This is a genomic window from Sinorhizobium fredii USDA 205, assembly GCF_001461695.1.
In the GTDB taxonomy this organism is placed as follows: domain Bacteria; phylum Pseudomonadota; class Alphaproteobacteria; order Rhizobiales; family Rhizobiaceae; genus Sinorhizobium; species Sinorhizobium fredii.
The window spans coordinates 176,640-193,869 of record NZ_AUTC01000146.1; the positions used below are offsets into that span (position 1 = coordinate 176,640).

The 17,230-nt window shown below is 62.4% G+C and carries 12 protein-coding genes; 5 read left to right on the forward strand and 7 right to left on the reverse strand.

Going from position 1 to position 17,230, the window contains the following annotated elements; genetic code table 11:
- The first annotated feature begins 4 nt into the window (after nucleotides 1-4).
- The 4 genes from N181_RS19150 (at nucleotide 5) to N181_RS19165 (ending at nucleotide 6,422) form a co-directional block, all read left to right on the forward strand.
- Nucleotides 5-1,003 (forward strand): glycosyltransferase family 2 protein, encoded by a 999-nt coding sequence (locus N181_RS19150; protein WP_037392376.1) that lies wholly within the window; start codon nucleotides 5-7, stop codon nucleotides 1,001-1,003.
- A 2-nt stretch (nucleotides 1,004-1,005) separates the two neighbouring features.
- Nucleotides 1,006-3,177, forward strand: a complete 2,172-nt coding sequence (locus tag N181_RS19155; RefSeq protein WP_037428648.1) for a hypothetical protein — start codon at nucleotides 1,006-1,008, stop codon at nucleotides 3,175-3,177.
- Between the two features lie 138 nt (nucleotides 3,178-3,315).
- On the forward strand, nucleotides 3,316-4,338 hold the full coding sequence (locus tag N181_RS19160) for a capsular polysaccharide export protein, LipB/KpsS family (RefSeq protein ID WP_037428650.1): 1,023 nt from the start codon (nucleotides 3,316-3,318) through the stop codon (nucleotides 4,336-4,338).
- Nucleotides 4,339-4,610: 272 nt separating this feature from the next.
- Nucleotides 4,611-6,422 carry a methyl-accepting chemotaxis protein gene (locus tag N181_RS19165; protein ID WP_037428653.1) on the forward strand — a complete coding sequence of 604 codons (1,812 nt, stop codon included), beginning with the start codon at nucleotides 4,611-4,613 and terminating at the stop codon, nucleotides 6,420-6,422.
- Between the two features lie 560 nt (nucleotides 6,423-6,982).
- On the opposite strand, the gene N181_RS19170 is transcribed toward N181_RS19165, so the two are convergent.
- From N181_RS19170 to N181_RS19185, 4 genes are all read right to left on the reverse strand, one after another.
- Nucleotides 6,983-7,552 carry a TadE/TadG family type IV pilus assembly protein gene (locus N181_RS19170; protein ID WP_060563663.1) on the reverse strand — a complete coding sequence of 190 codons (570 nt, stop codon included), beginning with the start codon at nucleotides 7,550-7,552 and terminating at the stop codon, nucleotides 6,983-6,985.
- A gap of 10 nt (nucleotides 7,553-7,562) precedes the next feature.
- The gene (locus N181_RS19175; RefSeq protein WP_037434907.1) at nucleotides 7,563-8,093 is read right to left on the reverse strand and encodes a TadE/TadG family type IV pilus assembly protein; all 531 of its coding nucleotides are present in this window, start codon (nucleotides 8,091-8,093) and stop codon (nucleotides 7,563-7,565) included.
- On the reverse strand, nucleotides 8,090-9,502 hold the full coding sequence (locus N181_RS19180) for a TadE/TadG family type IV pilus assembly protein (protein ID WP_037434906.1): 1,413 nt from the start codon (nucleotides 9,500-9,502) through the stop codon (nucleotides 8,090-8,092). The genes N181_RS19175 and N181_RS19180 overlap by 4 nt, the downstream gene beginning before the upstream one ends.
- A gap of 194 nt (nucleotides 9,503-9,696) precedes the next feature.
- The gene (locus N181_RS19185) at nucleotides 9,697-10,722 is read right to left on the reverse strand and encodes a helix-turn-helix transcriptional regulator (RefSeq protein WP_037428656.1); all 1,026 of its coding nucleotides are present in this window, start codon (nucleotides 10,720-10,722) and stop codon (nucleotides 9,697-9,699) included.
- Between the two features lie 721 nt (nucleotides 10,723-11,443).
- On the opposite strand from N181_RS19185, the gene N181_RS19190 reads away from it, so the two are divergent.
- Nucleotides 11,444-11,890: a helix-turn-helix domain-containing protein gene (locus N181_RS19190; RefSeq protein WP_037428658.1), complete on the forward strand. Its 447-nt coding sequence runs from the start codon at nucleotides 11,444-11,446 to the stop codon at nucleotides 11,888-11,890.
- Nucleotides 11,891-12,129: 239 nt separating this feature from the next.
- On the opposite strand, the gene N181_RS19195 is transcribed toward N181_RS19190, so the two are convergent.
- From N181_RS19195 to N181_RS19205, 3 genes are read right to left on the reverse strand one after another with little or no spacing between them, the layout of a single operon-like run.
- On the reverse strand, nucleotides 12,130-15,282 hold the full coding sequence (locus N181_RS19195) for an efflux RND transporter permease subunit (RefSeq protein WP_060563669.1): 3,153 nt from the start codon (nucleotides 15,280-15,282) through the stop codon (nucleotides 12,130-12,132).
- Between the two features lie 29 nt (nucleotides 15,283-15,311).
- Nucleotides 15,312-16,451, reverse strand: a complete 1,140-nt coding sequence (locus N181_RS19200; protein WP_060563670.1) for an efflux RND transporter periplasmic adaptor subunit — start codon at nucleotides 16,449-16,451, stop codon at nucleotides 15,312-15,314.
- A gap of 43 nt (nucleotides 16,452-16,494) precedes the next feature.
- Nucleotides 16,495-17,103: a TetR/AcrR family transcriptional regulator gene (locus N181_RS19205; RefSeq protein WP_060563672.1), complete on the reverse strand. Its 609-nt coding sequence runs from the start codon at nucleotides 17,101-17,103 to the stop codon at nucleotides 16,495-16,497.
- Nucleotides 17,104-17,230 lie beyond the last annotated feature (127 nt).

The window sequence follows — 17,230 nt, forward strand, 5'->3', positions numbered from 1 at the left end:
CCCCTTGGCGATATCCGTTATTATCAAGACCTTGAATGAAGAGAAGCGTATTGCCGCGACGATCGAGAGCGCCTTGGCGGCGCTTCGGGGCATGGGCGGCGAAGTCATCGTCGCCGACAGCGGATCGTCGGACGCCACGGTGGAGATCGCCGCGCAATATCCGGTCGTCATAGCGCAGATCACCCCGCCGGCGCTTCCGAGCTGTGGGATCGGGCCGCAACTCGGCTTTCAATATTCGCGCCACGACCATGTCTGCCTCATCGATGGCGACATGCTGCTGGATGCCGGCTTTCTCGGCGAAGCGGTCCGCTTCCTCGCCGACAATCCGGGCATTGCGGGTGTGACCGGCCACGTCGAGGAGATGCACGTCGCCAACCTCGAATTTGCGCGACGCGTCAATCGCAATGCCCCTGAAAACCGTACGGGGTCGATCGACCGGATGAATGGCGGCGGTGTCTACAGGCGCAGCGCCATCGAGGATGTCGGTTACCTCTCGGATCGCAACCTGCACGGCTATGAGGAGTTCGATCTCGGCATCCGGCTGAGAAGCGCCGGCTGGGGTCTTCACCGCCTCGATCGGCGGTTCGTCCAGCACTTCGGCCACACGGTCAATTCCTACCGGCTGCTGGTTCGTCGCTGGAAGAGCAAATATCTCTATGGCATCGGCGAACTCCTGCGCGCTTCGCTCGGCAAGCCCTATTTCCTCCGGCTCCTGCGCGAGTTGCCGGAACTCAGGCTGTGGGGGCTCGTGCATCTTTGGTGGCTGTTCTGCCTTGGACTGATCCTCTTCCTGCCGGACAAGCTTGTCGCGCTCGGCGCTGTCCTCGCCATGATCGCAGGGGTCGTCGCGCTGGCGGGCATCAAGAAGCGTAGCCTCGGCATGGGGCTCTACACAGTCGTCGCCTGGTTCTTTCACGCGGCGGCACTGCCCGTCGGAATGCTTAGAAGTCGCCGGCAGCCCGGCGAGCCGATCGAGAGCCGTATTCTCGGAAATCCGGCGTGACGATGCGTTCATGGCTTGCCGCAGCGGCGATCTTCCTCGCTGGATTTGTGCAGTGGGCCGATGCCTCGGACCAATGGGTGCCCGTCCGCGACGTCTCGCTCGAGGTCCAATCGGGAAGTCCACTGGATTTCTCTACCGTTCTGCCGAACGGCGCGATCGACGCGGATCACCGCCTGGTTGCGGGGGAGGGCGGCCGCCTCGCCTATGCAAAATCGCCGGAAAAGCCGCTGCGGATGCTCTGCGCCTCGCTCGCCTGGAGCCCGGCCTCAGGCGGCTTTCCCGATCATGACGGTGCGGAGCGCTATGCGCGCCAGCTGGCGCTTCACGGCTACAACATCGCCCGGCTGCATTTTTCCGATGCGAGCCTGATGGTCGGGCGGCAGAAGGATTTCGACTTCGATCCGGAGACCCTCGACCGCATCCACTACCTGCTCGCGGCGCTGAAGCGCAACGGCATCTACTGGATCATCGACGGACTTTCGTCGCCGCGCGGCGCCTATGGCGGGTATGACGACCGCTGGGACGCAAACGGCGATCTCAAGCTGCGCCTGCACCTGGATGAAGGGGCCTCCGCGCATTGGAGGACGCTGCAGGAGAAATTCCTGGGGCGGGTCAATCCCTATACGGGCGTCGCCCCCATTCACGACGATGCCTTGGCGCTGGTGATCCTCGCCAACGAAAACGGTATCGAGTTCGACAGCGTCGTGCACGAGCGCCCGGGCGAGCCCGCCTATGACAAGGCGCTCGCTGGACCGTTCAACGACTGGCTTGCAAAACGCTATGGTTCCACCGACGCGCTTAGCCGGGCCTGGGAAGGGATTGACGACGACGAACGGCTGGAAACGGGCACGGTTAGGCTGCCGCCCGATCGCTATGCCGACAGCACCCGCATGCGTGATCTGCAGGCATTCTTCAGCGACGTCGAGCGGGCATCGGCCGCACGGATGAGCAAGGTGCTGCGCGATCTCGGCTATCGGGGCCTGATCAGCACCTACAACAACTGGCCGATCGTGCAGACCGCCCTGGGCAGGCGCGATCTCGAAGCGGTCACGATGAACACCTATCATGACTGGGTCGGTGGGTACGCGCCGGGCAGCGCCCTGCTGCAGGTGAGCTCCATCGCCGACGGCGCCAATTACATGCGGATGATTGCCGCCGCGCGCTGGCTCGGAAAGCCCTTCATCGTCAGCGAGTATGACCACCTCTTCTGGAACCGCTATCGCTACGAGGCGGGGCTCGTCATGCCGGCCTATGCGTCGCTGCAGGGCTGGGACGTGCTTTGCCGGCACGGCCACGGGCCGATCGTGCTAGCCTATGGCGAACCCTATCCGCACAAGAAGGCGATGCTTCCATATGCGATCGCGCTCGATCCGGTGGCGCGGGCCGGCGAAACGCTGGCCGCCCTTCTTTACCGGCGCGGCGACGTGGCGACGTCCGGCATCAGCATTCCTTTCGCCGTACGCGGCGAAGAGGACCTTGGCGAGGACATGCAGGCGCGCGAGCCGGAGCGCCTCACCGAACTCGCCTTGATCGGCGGCATTGGCCTCGCCCCTGCCGACCGTGTCGACGACGCGGTCGGCGTTGCGCAGCCGCGTATGCAGGGCGCTGGGGAAGTGCTGGCCGCGCTTCGCGATAGCGGCCCGCTTGCTCACGACAATCAGACCGACACGGAGCGCGGCATCTACGAGAGCGACACCGGGCAGATCCGGCTTGATCGCCGCGCCGGGCAGTTGCGGGTCTCGGCGTCGGCCACCGAAGCGGCGGCGTTCTCCTCGCTTCGGGAGCCGATCGATCTCGGCGTTCTCCGTATCGAGCAGGCGGATGGAGACGGGCTCGTCGCCCTGTCCGCGATCGATCGCCAGCCGTCGCTCGCTAAGAGCCGCCGCATGCTGCTGATCTTCGCGACCGACGCCCGAAACAGCGGGATGGTCTTCCGCGACAGCGAAGAAAAGGTCATCGAGGATTTCGGTACCCTGCCGGTGCTGGTCCGCAAGGGCTATGTCGATCTGGCGCTTTCGCGAGGGGCCGCCAGGTGGAAGATATCACCGGTCGGCCTGGACGGCGCCGTCTATCCGCCGGTGCGCAGCCGCGCAGGACCTGTCGCCTTCCGCCTGTCGAACGATACGCCCTATGGGCCGACGACCTATTTCCTCCTAGAACTCGAGGACGGCTAAGTTCGTTGCGGTCGCTGACCCGCGGTGGACGCGGACTTAGCGATTGCATTTCCCGGCCCAACCTGATTTTGGTCCCCCATCGGCGGGGCGGTCGAACGACGCGCATCGGCCGTAAGCCGCATGGAGTGTTGCGAAAGAATGGATAGCTTGCCCGAAATCGTCGGCAAGACCTGGTGGCCCGAGCCGGGCAGCCGCCTCGGTGCGACGTTCTTCGTGCGCGAAGCCTTTCCCTGGCTCGGACGCTATTTCGGCGATCGGCCACTCGCCTCGACGCTCTCGCCGCGGATCGACGGCATCGTCTCCTGGGGCGGGCGCATCCCCGCAAAGACGGCGATGGCGGTCGCCCGCACGCGGCGGCTGCCGCACTGGCACCTCGAGGACGGTTTCCTGCGTTCGGTGGGGCTCGGCAAGGATGGAGCCGCGCCCGTGTCGATCATCGCCGACGATCTGGCATTGCCGGTCGACGGCGGCAGGGCGTCGCGGCTCGAGCTGTTGATCGCCGAGGCGGCCGGCGGCGAACATGATGCGTTTGGCCGGCGCATCCGCGAGCGAATGGTCGAACACAGGCTTTCCAAATACAACAACCTGCCGCATTGCCCACCCTCGATCGAGCCGAGCAGCCGACGGCGCATCCTCCTCGTGGATCAGGTTTTCGGCGATGTTTCGGTGGGACGGGCGCTCGGCAGCCGCCGTTCGTTCGATCGCATGTTGGACGACGCGCTGGCGAGCGGCGCGCAATGCGTCGTGCGGACCCATCCGGACGTGATGGCGGGCTATCGCAAGGGCTACATGACGGAGCGCGCCGCCAGGACGCCCGGCGTCATCCTGCTCGCCGACAAGGTGTCGGTCGCCTCGATCCTCGACGTTGTCGACGAGGTCTGGACCGTTTCCAGCCAGGTCGGCTTCGACGCCCTTCTAAGAGGAATACCGGTGCGCTGCTATGCGGTGCCCTTCTACGGCGGATGGGGGCTGACCGACGATCGGGTGAGCACCGGGGCAGAATTCGCATTGGCGCGCCGTGCCGTCGCAAGGTCGACGGCTGACCAACTCACCGCTGCCGCGCTGGGGCTCTATCCGAGCTACCGCAACCCGGCGAACTGGGAGCCGATGGATGTCTTTGCGGCGATCGATCTCCTGGTCGATGCGCTGTACGGAGCCTGATCGCGCGACCGCGCCGATATCCAGTTTACGCAGTATTGCTTCGCTTTAATCCGCCCCTGAGGTGCTCTTAACCATTCTGCAATCATAGACTGCAACTAAATAGTGTGGCGCAGGCATGATTGCCCCTGCGGCTAAGGCCATTTGGCATCGCGGCAATGCGCGGTGCATGGCACCTGTTTGATACGTGCCGACGCCGACTTTCGGCTTGCGGATAGTAGATTTTTACATTTGCGAGGGATCCCTGCGGGGGCAGGCATATTCGGGGCACACATATGAAACTCAATATTGCACGCGGCATGATTGTGTTTGGCGGAATCATTGCGATCGGACTGTTGGTCTCGATCGGCATCAAGACATACGCTTTCGACAAACTGCGGGTGAACGGCCCGGTCTACACACAGATCGTCTACGGCAAGGATCTCGTTGCCGATATCCTTCCGCCGCCCTTGTACACCGTCGAGTCCTATATGTTGGCAATGGAGGCGATCTCCAGTCCGGAACTCGTTGCCAGGAACCAGGAGAAGATTGCCGCGCTGAAACGCGCCTATGACGAGCGGCGGTCCTATTGGAAGTCTTCATCGGCGCCCGATGTGCTGATGAAGAAGTTGGAGGACGAGGTGCTTGCTCGGGCCGATGTCTTTTGGCAGGTGTTGGAAAAGCAGTTCCTTCCTGCGCTGCAGGCAAACGACCTTGCCGGCGCCGGTCAGGCGCTGAACGCCTTGAAGGGCAGTTTCCACCATCACGAGATTGCCGTGAACGAGCTGGTGCAGATGGCGGTCGCTTTCCAGGCTGGCGAAGAAGGCGCCGCGGCCGTGGAGACCGACCGGCTTTCCATGGCGGCGACGACGAGCTCGGTCATCTCGGTCGCGCTGCTCGCCGCCGGCCTGTGGTACCTCCGCCGCCGTGCCGTCCAGCCGTTGGCTACGATGTCGTCCTATATGGAGACGCTGGCGGCGGGCGACTACAGCCGTGCCGTACCCTTCTCGGATCGCAGGGATGAGATTGGCGCGGTGGCGAAATCCGTCGCGATCTTCCGCGAGGCGGCCATCGAACGCCGCACCATGCGTGAACGCGCGGAGGACGAACGCCGCCGGCGGGAAGAGCAGGAGGCGGTTCTCCGCGAGCAGAGGGCAGTGGAGGAAAGGGACCGGCGAACCGTCATCGATCAACTCAGCGGCGGACTGCGACGTCTGTCGACCGGCGATCTGACGGCGCAGATCGAGGCCGGCTTTGCTCCGGACTTCGAGCGGCTGCGCAGCGAATTCAACGGCAGTGTCGAGCGGCTTGCCCAAGCGATCTCTGGCGTCTTGCTGGCAACCGGCCGGCTGCGTTCCGGTTCGTCGGAGATCGCCGGCGCCACCGACGATCTCGCAAAACGCACCGAGCACCAGGCGGCGTCGCTGGAGCAGACGGCCGCCGCCTGTGACGAGATCACCGCGACGGTGCGCAACTCGCTGGAGCGTGCGCGGGAAGCAAGCCTGGTGATGCGGACTGCCAAGGACGGAGCGGAACGCTCCGCGGCCGTCGTCCGCGATGCGGTCGCGGCGATGGAACGGATCGCCGGTTCTTCGACACGCATCCGGCAGATCCTCAATGTCATCGACGAGATAGCGTTCCAGACCAACCTGCTGGCCTTGAACGCAGGCGTCGAGGCGGCCCGGGCCGGCGAAGCTGGCAAGGGCTTTGCGGTCGTCGCACAGGAAGTTCGCGAACTGGCCGGCCGTTCGGCCGCTGCCGCGAGGGAAATCAAGCAACTTATCGAAACCTCGGCGCGCGAGGTCGCGGACGGTGTCGAACTGGTCAACCAGACTGGTTCGGCGCTGACGGGTATTGAAGGACATATGCTGCAGGTCAGCGGCCTGATCGGCGCCATCGTCACCGCGGCCGACGAGCAATCCTGCGCGCTCGACGGCATCAATGCCGCTTTGCAGCAGATGGACCAGGTCACCCAGCAGAACGCAGCGATGGTCGAGGAGACGAATGCCGCATGCCGCGCGCTCAGCGAGGAGGTGCTCGATCTCGACAGGATTGCCGAACGGTTTCAGGTGAGGGCGAATACCGGGCGGGCACGCCGCGCCGCTTGATTGCATCAGCGGCTCAATTAGGAAGAGTTGCTTATCGGAACAATCCGAAGCGGAGGCGCGCCAGGTTTCGGAAAGCGTCGCCAGCGGCCGGAAGGCGGCGGCACGTGCCAGCGGCAAGCCAAGCCGCTGGCACGTGCCCAGGGCATCATGCCCAAGGCTGCCCTGCACCCACGAAAAGGAGTGTAAGCGGACTGGGCGGCGTTAGGCTACAGTTCGAAGATCAAATCCATATCCGCATTGCGCAGGAGCTGTACGGTTAACGCATAATTGCGTGAAGGTCATGGGGCGCGCGTAAGGCATATAGTAAAACATCAACAATAGGATGCAATGTTTCTGACTATGTATTAAATCGTGTAATTCGGCCTAGAGAAGGCAAAGATGCGGCGCAAACGCGGTTGGTCTATGTTCGCATTGTGGCGACCGGATATCAGAAAATTACTAAAATCTTCTCCCATGTCGTTCGGAACGACTTATCCGGCGGAATGATGTCTGTTGGCGAAGACAAATTCCTCAACGAGTTCAACCCACTATGAAGCGACACCGTGCGGTCTGCATGAAGCTTAACTATAGGTGATCGTGTTGCCGTTTCGTGGCCGGATGAAGAAGTGTTGGTCATATTCGTAAGCGCCGCCGTCGGTGAAGCTTTCGAAAAGGCTGGAGAAGATCGTATCCAGTTTGTATTGGACACGCGTCACCACCAGCTGCACGTCCTCGGTCCTTAATTCCTCCGGCACCTCGACGGGTGAGTCCTGCCCTGCCGAAAGAGCGGTCGTGCCATGGGCGGCCGACCAGTTCACGGTCGCCTTGCCCTTGCTGTCAACGTCGATGACACAAAGAAGGATCGTGAGGTCGTCGGTGTCATAGGGCTGCACGATGCTGCTGAGGCCGTCGAGGATCGACTCGACGCTCGCCTCCGTCCAGCTGCTCTGCATGGCGATGATCTCGCTGCTCGTCGAGGCGATCTGATTGATCTTTCTCTGCACCGTCAGGCCCTGGCCGAGATCGACCAGCCCGGCGAGCAGCAGCAGCATGATCGGGAACAGGAAAGCGAATTCGATCGCGGAAGCTCCATCGCGGCTTCGCATACAATGCCGCGACAGGGCGACTATTCTCTTGGCGATCGGTGTCATGCGGGTATCCTCAGAACGGTTCGTTGCGCAGCAGGACGGAGGCGCCCATCAGGTAACTGCCGTCTGCGAGCGTGGAGCTCGATAGGGAGTAGAGACTGACGATCGGCTTCCAGGGGAGGAAAGCCTGGACCATCACGTAGTCGCTGCCCTTGCCGATTTCGAAGCCTTCGGTGATCGAGACGGCGCCGCTGCTGTTGAGCGCCTTCATGGCGCCGGGGGAGGAGGAGTCGGTGAGTGTATCGACGGCCACGAGCAGCTTTTCGCCGCAGTCGAGCACATAGAGCAGGTTGCCGCAGACCTCCGTCTTGAAGCCGGTGATGGTCATATTGCCTTCGGCCGCCTTGCCGGTCCTGATGATCCGGGCGGCCTTGTGAACCGCCGCATCGAGCGCCGAGTCGATGAAGAACATCGCCGCACATTCGAGAATGCCGAAGATGATCATGAACAATGGCAGCGCGAGAAGCGCGAATTCGATGGCGGCGACACCCGACCTGTCGCGCAGCAGCCGGCGCAGAAGCGTGAATCCCTTGCGTCTCGTCATTGGGTGAGCCGCACCGAGGTCAGATACTGGTTGAAGAGGGTGGAGAGCCCGGCGGTGATCTCGTCCTCGGAGGCGGCGGAGATGAAGAGATCGGACGAAGAGGCGCAGTCCTGCAGCGCGATCGGGATATAGTCAAGCCTGCTGGTGCTGCTGCTTACGCCGCTATGCAGCGTTCCGCCCCAAGTGGAGGTCCACTTGCTATTGGCCATCGTGTCGTCAAGCGTTGCGTTATAGCCCCAGTCGAGCGGGATGGCCAAATACTCGGTGTAAAGTACGGCCATCGTGGCCTCGTCGCCCTTGAGGTAGTCGCACCAGTCGGGGTTGAGCGGCGTGACTTTGCCCCAGTTCTTGCCGTACTTGTAGCGGATGCAGGTGCCGTTCTTGTATTCGGTACAGGTCCAGGTGACGTTCTTGATGACCCAGTCGCGATCTGACTGCACGCCGTCAGTCAGCAGCAGGACAAGCTTGAGTGGTTTGTCGGCCGAACTGCCGTCGTAAGCCGTCCCGACCTTGTTCTGCAGAGCCTTTAGCGCAGTCTTGAAGTCAGTCGAGGTGGTGGAGGTTGCGCTCGTCAGGCCGGCGTCATCGTCGGAAAGTTTCTTCCGCGCAGTGCTGGTGGAATAGGTCGGCGCGAGGACCTCGGTGGTGGTTTCTCCGAGACTGTAGAGACCAACCTTGATCCTCGCATGGTCCTCGTCCGCCGCGTCGACCATGTCGAGCACCTCTTCGACGGCGTCGAGCGCCACGTCGGTGCGAAGTCTTACGCCAAGGCTTTCGATATAGTCGTAGTAGGTCGACGCGATGACCGCCGCGGTTTTGTTCTTTTTGACGGGGTCGGCGGTGCTGTGACAAGCGAACTCGCAGTTGATATTCTTGTCGGCACGCAACATTGCCTGGTCTTCACTCGTTGCTGCGAGCAGCATGGATGGCGACTTATCGATGACGATGTAGACTTCGAGATAGGAAGTCGCCGGCCCCTCGATGGCGCTGACGACGCCGACCGGAACGGTCTTGATATCGGCCAGGGTCATCAGCGTCGTCGGCACCGTTCCGCTTGCGGAGGCCCTGATCGTGTGGCCGGTCTTGTCGACCTTGATTTCCGTCAGGTCATAGGTGGCGCTTTGCTTCTCGGACTGGGCGTCGAACCAATCCTTGATTTTGTCGGCGATCTCGTCCTCGTCGTATTCATCGATCTCCTTTATGGCGGCGACCAGCGCGGCGTCGAGGTCCGATTGCATTCTGCTCTGAACGTTGTAGGCGCGCGTATAGTCGAGGCCGGCCCCGACGGCGAGGATCATCGGAATGATGCAGATGGCGACCGTCAGGGCGACATTGCCGCCCCTGTCGCTGAGCATTGTTGCCATTCGGCTGGCGATCAGCTGACGGAGAAAGCCGAAATCGAGATGCATGTTTTGGTGACCAGCTCTGTTGCTTCGAGTGCTGATCGTGCTTGGGAAATATTATTCGGGTGTAAATTAGCGTCGTGTTTGGCTAGCCGATTGACGCGGCGCTATCCGGATAGCGCAGGAAACGACTGTTGAGGTGCGAGACCGTTCGGCCGGCAGTGCGGGTTCGCCGCGTGCGACCTGAACAACACGCCGCCTTAGCGGTTCACGTCGGAGGGTGGTGAAGGCGCAACGCCGATGCCGCGGCGGCTATGAAGCTTGGCGGTTTCGGACGGCGACTGGCCGAAGGCGTCATGGTAGACTGCGGAAAACCGGCCCATATGGGTGAAACCCCAGGCGCGCGCCACCTGCGCGATCGAGAGCGTATTGGCATCGTCGCAAAGGGTCTTGCGGACACCCTCCAGCCGCAACTGGCGCAGAAAATTCAAGGGCGTTGTGTCCTTGAACTGCTGAAAGGCCGTCTGCAGGGCACGCACGCTCGTGCCGGCCTCCCGGGCGATATCGGCAACGCTCATGGGTTCGGCGATATTGGCGACCATGTATTCGATCGCCCGTTTCAGGTTTCGGGGCACGGCAGGGGACATGGGTTTGTGCAATCGCGCGCTGTAGTTGTGAGGAAGCGATTCAAGAATCATGACCATTGCCGCCTGGAAAAGATGCGTGGTGGCGGTCGTAGAAGCGCGGTCTTCGCCCGCTCCGTCGAAACAATCCCACAGCAAACTTCCGAGCGCGGCGAGCCGCGAGCCGACGGCTGAGTCCATTTCTAGGGTCGCACAAAGGTCGATATCTTCCAGAACAGGAGCGTCGAGGAGTTGGCTGAGCTGGCCGACCATCGCCGATTTGTCGAAGGCGATGCCGATATGGCCGCGATTCTCGTGGATGGTCAGCTTCTCGAAGTGCGCCATGTTGCCGACCATCGCGGTTCCCGGGGTCGACAGGAGGCGTTTGCGGCCGACGTCGATCTCCATGGCGCTCGAATGCGGCAAGTAGAGCACGAAGGCGTCGGACGGCTGCGAGAATGTGACTTTCATGCCCGAATGGCACATGCCGGCCCAGATGCTGAAGGGCCCGGCAGAATAGTGCCGATCCTCGACCGAGATACGCCCGCCACCTTCCAGAGGCTCAGCCTTGGCGGGTGATAACGTCCTTGCATAGTGCTCGGACATTTCGTCGGCGTCTGCTTCGAGGATGCGGAACGCGGGACGATGATGAACGTACCTCATCTAAGTCCCGAAAAAGCGCCGGCGCAGTAGAGGGTAGCACCCCGGCTGGCATTTTTGCGTATCAGGATCACGTCACCTCCCTTTCAAGGGCGCTTGCCGCGTCTGCAATAGTCGTACAATTAAGCCCTATATTAGCTTTGCCGCAAACGGATATGTGACTGCTGATATCCAAAAAACGAAAATCGCAGCCGGATTTCGCAGGAATTGGCGAGCCCGTCGCCTGGAGGAAAGCTTCTCGCCGGTAGTCCTGCGGGATAGGTTGTCCAGATTCCGCCGCCCCACCCCTGGCGTGGTCTGAACGCCGGGATTTTCGGCCAGAGTCGGCAAGATCAAGATCGACCTCAGCGTCCGACCGATCGAAGGCGCAGACGGCGCGACGAAGGCCATGGCGGGCAACGTGGCAGACCGACTCATTCGGGGCTGGCCAATCGGCGAGCCGCAGTGTTCGGGCCTATCCGGCAAGCATTAATGGTCACCCGGCGACTCTCCTCGCAGACGGAAAGCGTCGTCTTCGGGATAAGCCGTGCGCTATGCGGATACTGGAAAGCTTGTTTCCATATGTCTTTTGTAAGCTGCCCGACATATTCAAGGAAGTCGTGAATTTAAGTTGAAAACTACTCTCGCCGGCGCTGGCTTCTACTGAGCGTGGTGTCGTGCGGGGCAAACGACGGCGCTTTGATCATTGACGCAGGGCGCCGCAAAAAGGTGGGAACAAGGACGAATGCAGGTCAGACCGAACAAGAAAGAACCCCGTGCAATAGACATCCATGTGGGCAACCGCATCCGCTTGCGTCGATTGGCCCTGGATTGGAGTCAAACAAAACTCGGCGAGGCGCTCGACGTCAGTTTCCAGCAGGTGCAGAAATACGAAAAGGGCCTGAACCGCGTTGGCGCCAGCCGCCTCCAGCGCGCTGCCGAGGTCCTCAGCGTGTCGGTCTCCTATTTCTTCGAAGGCGGCCCCGAAACCTCGAATGGCGGGGAGCAGAATGCCGCGGTGACCTCCAGCGACGAGATGCTGCAGTTCCTTGCGACCGAGGAGGGCGTGGCTCTCAATCGGGCCTTTGCCCGGCTCAACGATCCGCAGGTCCGGCGGAAGATCGTGGCGCTCGTCAAGGCCCTGGCACCTTCGGACGCCGCCCTGACACCAGCGATGGCCTTCGAAGAATAAGGCCACCGACTGCGGACAGCATCGCCTGCCGCAAGGCGCTCCAAGATGCGCTCCGCAGGTCCGGCCCCTCGGCCTACAGCGCCGTGCGTCTTTCCAGACGCACAAAGAGCGCTGCAGCACTTTGAATTGCTGCATGTTTTATCCTTAAATCGGCTGCGATTTAAGGAAACATGCAGTAACTTGGTCTGACCGCCTTGCCGCCGCGACGCTCCGCGCGGCGGTGCGGATTGCCGTGAAGGTCATTCGGCGGCAATCGGTGTGGGGTGGGCGGCGCGGTCCTCGAGAGCCTGCTTGTGCGGCTCAGCGGTTTCGCCTTCCGGCGCGCGTGCCTTGGGCTCCCTGCCGAAGAACAGCGCGTAGCCGGCCGGCAGCACCAGGATCGTCAGCACCGTCGCAACAAGGATGCCGCCCATCATCGCATAGGCAAGCGGTCCCCAGAACACGCCGCGCGAGATCGGGATCAGCGCCAGCACGGCGGTCAGCGCCGTCAGCACGATCGGCCGGAAGCGCCGTACCGCGGCGCCGATGATCGCCTCGGAGCGCTCCATACCGGCCGCAATGTCCTGGTCGATCTGGTCGACGAGGATGATCGAATTGCGGATGATGATACCGAGCAGCGCGATGACGCCGAGGATGGCGACGAAGCCGAAGGGGGCGCCGCTGATGAGCAAGGCTGCAGCCGCGCCGATGATGCCGAGCGGCCCCGTTGCCAGCACCAGCATCGATTTGCCGAAGTGCTGGAGTTGCGCCATCAGGAGGATGACGATGACGAGCAGCATGATCGGCGCCTTGGCGGCGATCGACGCCTGGCTCTCGGCGCTGTCTTCCGCACCGCCCTGAATATCGACCTTGTAGCTCGGGGCAAGATCGTCCCTCAGACCCTCCAGCTCGTTATAGATCTGCAGGGTTACGTCGTTCGGCTGGATGCCGTCGGGCAGCGTTGCGCGCACCGTGATGGTCGGCAGGCGATCGCGCCGCCATTCGATGCCTTGCTCCATTACCGGAACCACTTTGGCCACCTGGGACACCGGCACGAAGCTGCCGAAGTCGGTCGGCACATAGACCGAGTTGACGGCCGAGAGCAGCTGGCGGTTGCCGTCCGGCTCGCGCGCCACGATCGAGACGGTCTCTTCGCCGTCGCGGAAATCGTCGAGCGGCACGCCGGACATCGCCGCCTGCAGCATCTGGCGGATGCGCTGCGAGGTGACGCCCAGCGCCCGGGCGCGGTCCTGGTCGATAACCAGCTTCATCGCCGGCACCGGCTCCAGCCAGTCGTCATGGACCGCTCCGAGCAGCGGATTTTCGCGGAACTTCGCCTTCACCTGATCGGCGATACGGCGCACCTCCTGGCGATCCGGCCCCATGACCCGAATCTGCACCGGCCAGCCGGTCGGCGGGCCAAGGAAGAGGCGGTCGACCTTGGCGCGGATCGATGGGAAGTCTTCGGCGAGGATCGTGCGCAGCTTGACGATCAGCCTTTCGCGGGCAGTCTCGTCCTTCGCCATGACGAGCAGTTGCGCGAAGTTGGGGTTGCGGAGCTGCTGGTCGAGCGGCAGGAAGAAGCGCGGTATGCCTTCGCCGATATAGGTGGCGATGAAGCGCTTGTCCTCGTCATCCATCATGCGCGTTTCGAGCGCCTTGGCCTGCCTTTCGACTTCCTTGATGCTGGTGCCCTCCGGCAGCCAGAGATCGACCAGGATTTCCGGCCGCGACGACTGCGGGAAGAAGTTCTTCGGAATGAACTGGAACGCCCAGAGGCTCGTCATGAAGGTCGTGAGCGTCAGGACGAGTACTATGACGCGGTGGCGCACGGCCCAGCCGACGGTCGCCCGGAGGCGCCGGTAGAAGCGGGTGTCGAACGCGTCGTGATGGCTACCTGCATGATGGCGCTGCTTCAGGATCATGTAACCGAGCCAGGGCGTGAAATAGACCGCCACGAACCACGACACGACGAGAGCGATGCCAACGACGTAGAAGAGCGAACGGACATATTCGCCAGCCGTCGATTCCGCGAAGCCGACGGGGATGAAGCCGGCCGTGGTGATCAGCGTGCCCGTCAGCATCGGAAAGGCAGTGGAGGAATAGGCAAAGCTCGCCGCTTCGATTTTCACCAACCCTTCCTCGAGTTTCCGCTCCATCATTTCCACAACGATCATCGCGTCGTCGACGAGCAGGCCGAGCGCGATGATGAGCGCCCCGAGCGAGATGCGCTGCAGGTCGATGCCGAGCTCGTACATGAGCGCGAATGTGGCGGCGAGCACCAGCGGGATGGCGATGGCGATCACCAGGCCCGAACGCCAGCCGATCGACAGGAAAGAGACGACGAGCACGATGATCAGCGCCTCGAGGAGCGCGTGGCTGAATTCGCTGATCGCCTCGGTCACGACCTCCGGCTGGTTGGAGATCTGTTCGACCGATACGCCGTAGGGAAGGGCCGACTCGAAGCGCTCATAGGTTGCCTCCACCGCCTTGCCGACGTCAGTGACCTTGTGTCCCTTGGCCATGACCACGCCGATCTGCACGCTGTCGTGGCCGTTGAAGCGGAATTTGCGCGAATACGGATCTTCGAGCCCCGAAGTGACGGTGGCGATGTCACCAAGCCGGATCGTCTCGTTGCCGGCACGCAGCCTCAGCTCGCGAATGTCCTCGGCACGCCTGACGTCACCGTCGACGGAGATGCGAACCGAGCGAAAGCCCGTCTCGACGGTGCCGGCGGGATCGACCGTATTCTGTCCGGCGACAGCGTTGCGCAGGTCATTGAGTGTCAGCCCGCGGGCGGCGAGCAGCTTGGACGAAACGTCGATATAGATCTTCTGCGGCTGGTCGCCGAGGATGACAACCTTCTCGACACCCGGCGTCGTCAGGAGCATGTCGCGGCCTTCGGTCGCGAAGCGCTTCAATTCGGGGTAGCTGTAGCCGTTGCCGCTGATCGCGTGGAGCGTGATGAACGTATCGCCGAATTCGTCGTTGAAATACGGGCCGAGGACGCCGTCAGGCAGTTCGTTGGCAATGTCTCCTACCTTCTTGCGCACCTGGTAGAAGGCATCGGCAACATCGTCGGCGTTCGTGTCGCCCTCGATCTGCACGGTGATGACGGCGCTGCCGGCTCGGGTGTAGGAGCGGACGAAATCGAGATGCGGCGCTTCCTGCAGCTTGCGCTCGATCTTGTTGACGACCTGGTCCTGCATCTCCTCGATCGAGGCGCCGGGCCAGACGGCCTGCACGACCATGGTGCGGAAGGTGAATTCCGGATCTTCGCGCTGGCCCATGCGAACGAGGCCGAGCACGCCGGTAATGATGATCAGTCCGAACAGGAAACGCGCGATGCTCGGATGCCCGATCGCCCAGCGCGACAGGTTGAACGGTTTCTTTTCCCCGGTGGAGGCGTGCATCGGCGTATTTCCGTTCTGCTGATTGGATTTTATCGGACGATTTCGCGCGTCTCGGCGCGTGCGGACTGCTGCTCTGCCAGAGGCAGCTTGACCTTCAAGTCCTCGGCCATGAACTGCGTGCCGGCTGCAACGACGAGATCGCCCGACCGCAAGCCCTCGGCGATGCGCACCTGATCGCCGGCGTAGTCGGCGAGCCGGACGGGGCGCGCGTGCACGGTCGAGGCGCTGCGATCGACCACCCAGACGATGTCCTTCCCGTCCTTCTGTGCAAGCGTGCTGAGCGGAATGGAGACGAGGCTCTCGGAACTGGCGGCAGCCGCCTCGATGGTGGCAGTCATGCCGAGCAGGACGCGGGGATCGTTGGGCAGGCTGATGCGCACCGCGAATGTTCTGGATTGCCGGTCTGCACTGCCGGAGACTTCGCGCACCTGGCCGTCGAGGGTGAGCATGTCGTTGGACCAGAACCGGGCACTTACCGCCTTGCCCGGCTTGAACTCGGCAATATCGAGTTCCGGAACCGCAACTTCGATTTCCTTCTCGCCGTCGACGGCGACGGTTACCACCGGCGTGCCGGTGCCGACGACCTGGCCGACATCGGCATTGATCGCCGTCACAATGCCGCTCTGGTCCGACTTGAGGTCTGCATAGGCCACTTGGTTCTTCGCCTGGCTCAGGCTGGAGGCGGCCGCGTCGCGCGTGGAGATAGCCTGGTCGTAGAGAAGGGTCGCCTGGTCCAGCTCGGCCTTTGAGGAGAAGGATCTGGTGAAGAGCTGCGCGGCACGCTCTTTGGTCAGGGACGTCGTCTGCACCTGCTTCTCGGCGGCGAAGAGGGTCGCCTCGGCGCTCTCCACGGCAAGCTGATAGTCGGTCGGGTCGATACGAGCGAGACGATCGCCCGGTTTCACCCGGTCGCCGACATTGACGAGCCGCTCGGTGATCTTGCCGCCGACCCGAAAGCCGAGATTCATCTCGGTGCGTGCCCTCACTGAACCGGCGTAGTCGAGCCGGCGCGCCTCACCCGTGCCGGCAATTTCGACCACCTTGACCGGCCTTATGATCTCCTTCGTTTCCGCCTTTTCCTCCGAGCAGCCGGATACCGTGACGGTAAGTGCGACCACGGCTAGGACCTGGGCAAAGCGCGGCCGGTAGTAAGCTTTCGGTGAAAACATCGTTCGGACTCCAAATCCGTATTTGGCGGCGGCGGCGCCGCTCTTATTTCTTCAGCGCTCTGACGGCGAATTCGATCAGCTCGTCGGGGGTGGGGCGGTTTTCCTTGGCAAGACACTGGGCGACGATCTGCGGGTGGCAGAGGGTCACGATGCTCGCACCGAAGCATCGGGCTGCCACCTCCGGATCCTGCCTGGCAAACTCGCCGGCCTCGATGCCCTCGCGAATGATGCCGGCAAGAAGCTTGTCGATGCGGTCGATGTGTTTCTGGATGACGTGCCAGTCCCGCTCGATCGCCACGACGACCATCTCATGGACCTTCTGCTCGTCCAACATGGTTTCCACGGTGAGCTGGTGCTGGCCGTGAACGTAGCGCCGCAAGCGCTCCGAGGCGCTCAAGGGCAGGCGGGAAATCTCGTCGGCCTGCTGATAGCTCGCCGCGAGCATTCGGTCGCAAAGGGCCTGGTGGATCTCCGTCTTCGAGGCGAAGAAGCGGTAGATATTGGCGGGCGACATTTCGAGGTCACGCGCGATGTCGGCCACATTCGTCTTGCTGTAGCCGTAGTGCCGGAAAAGCCGCTCGGCGGATTCGAGGATACGGGCGATATTTTCCTGCTTGGTCGTGTCGATGCTGCTTTCTGCCGGTTCGGTCATGGGCTCGCACTCGTGATTAGTGACGATTTTTGAATTTCGTCAGTCATAATCCGATAGGCGGCACTTGTCAATTGCAGGCATTGGAGGAGGGGTTCGAAGTCGCTGTGCGCGCGAGCTCCGCCAGATC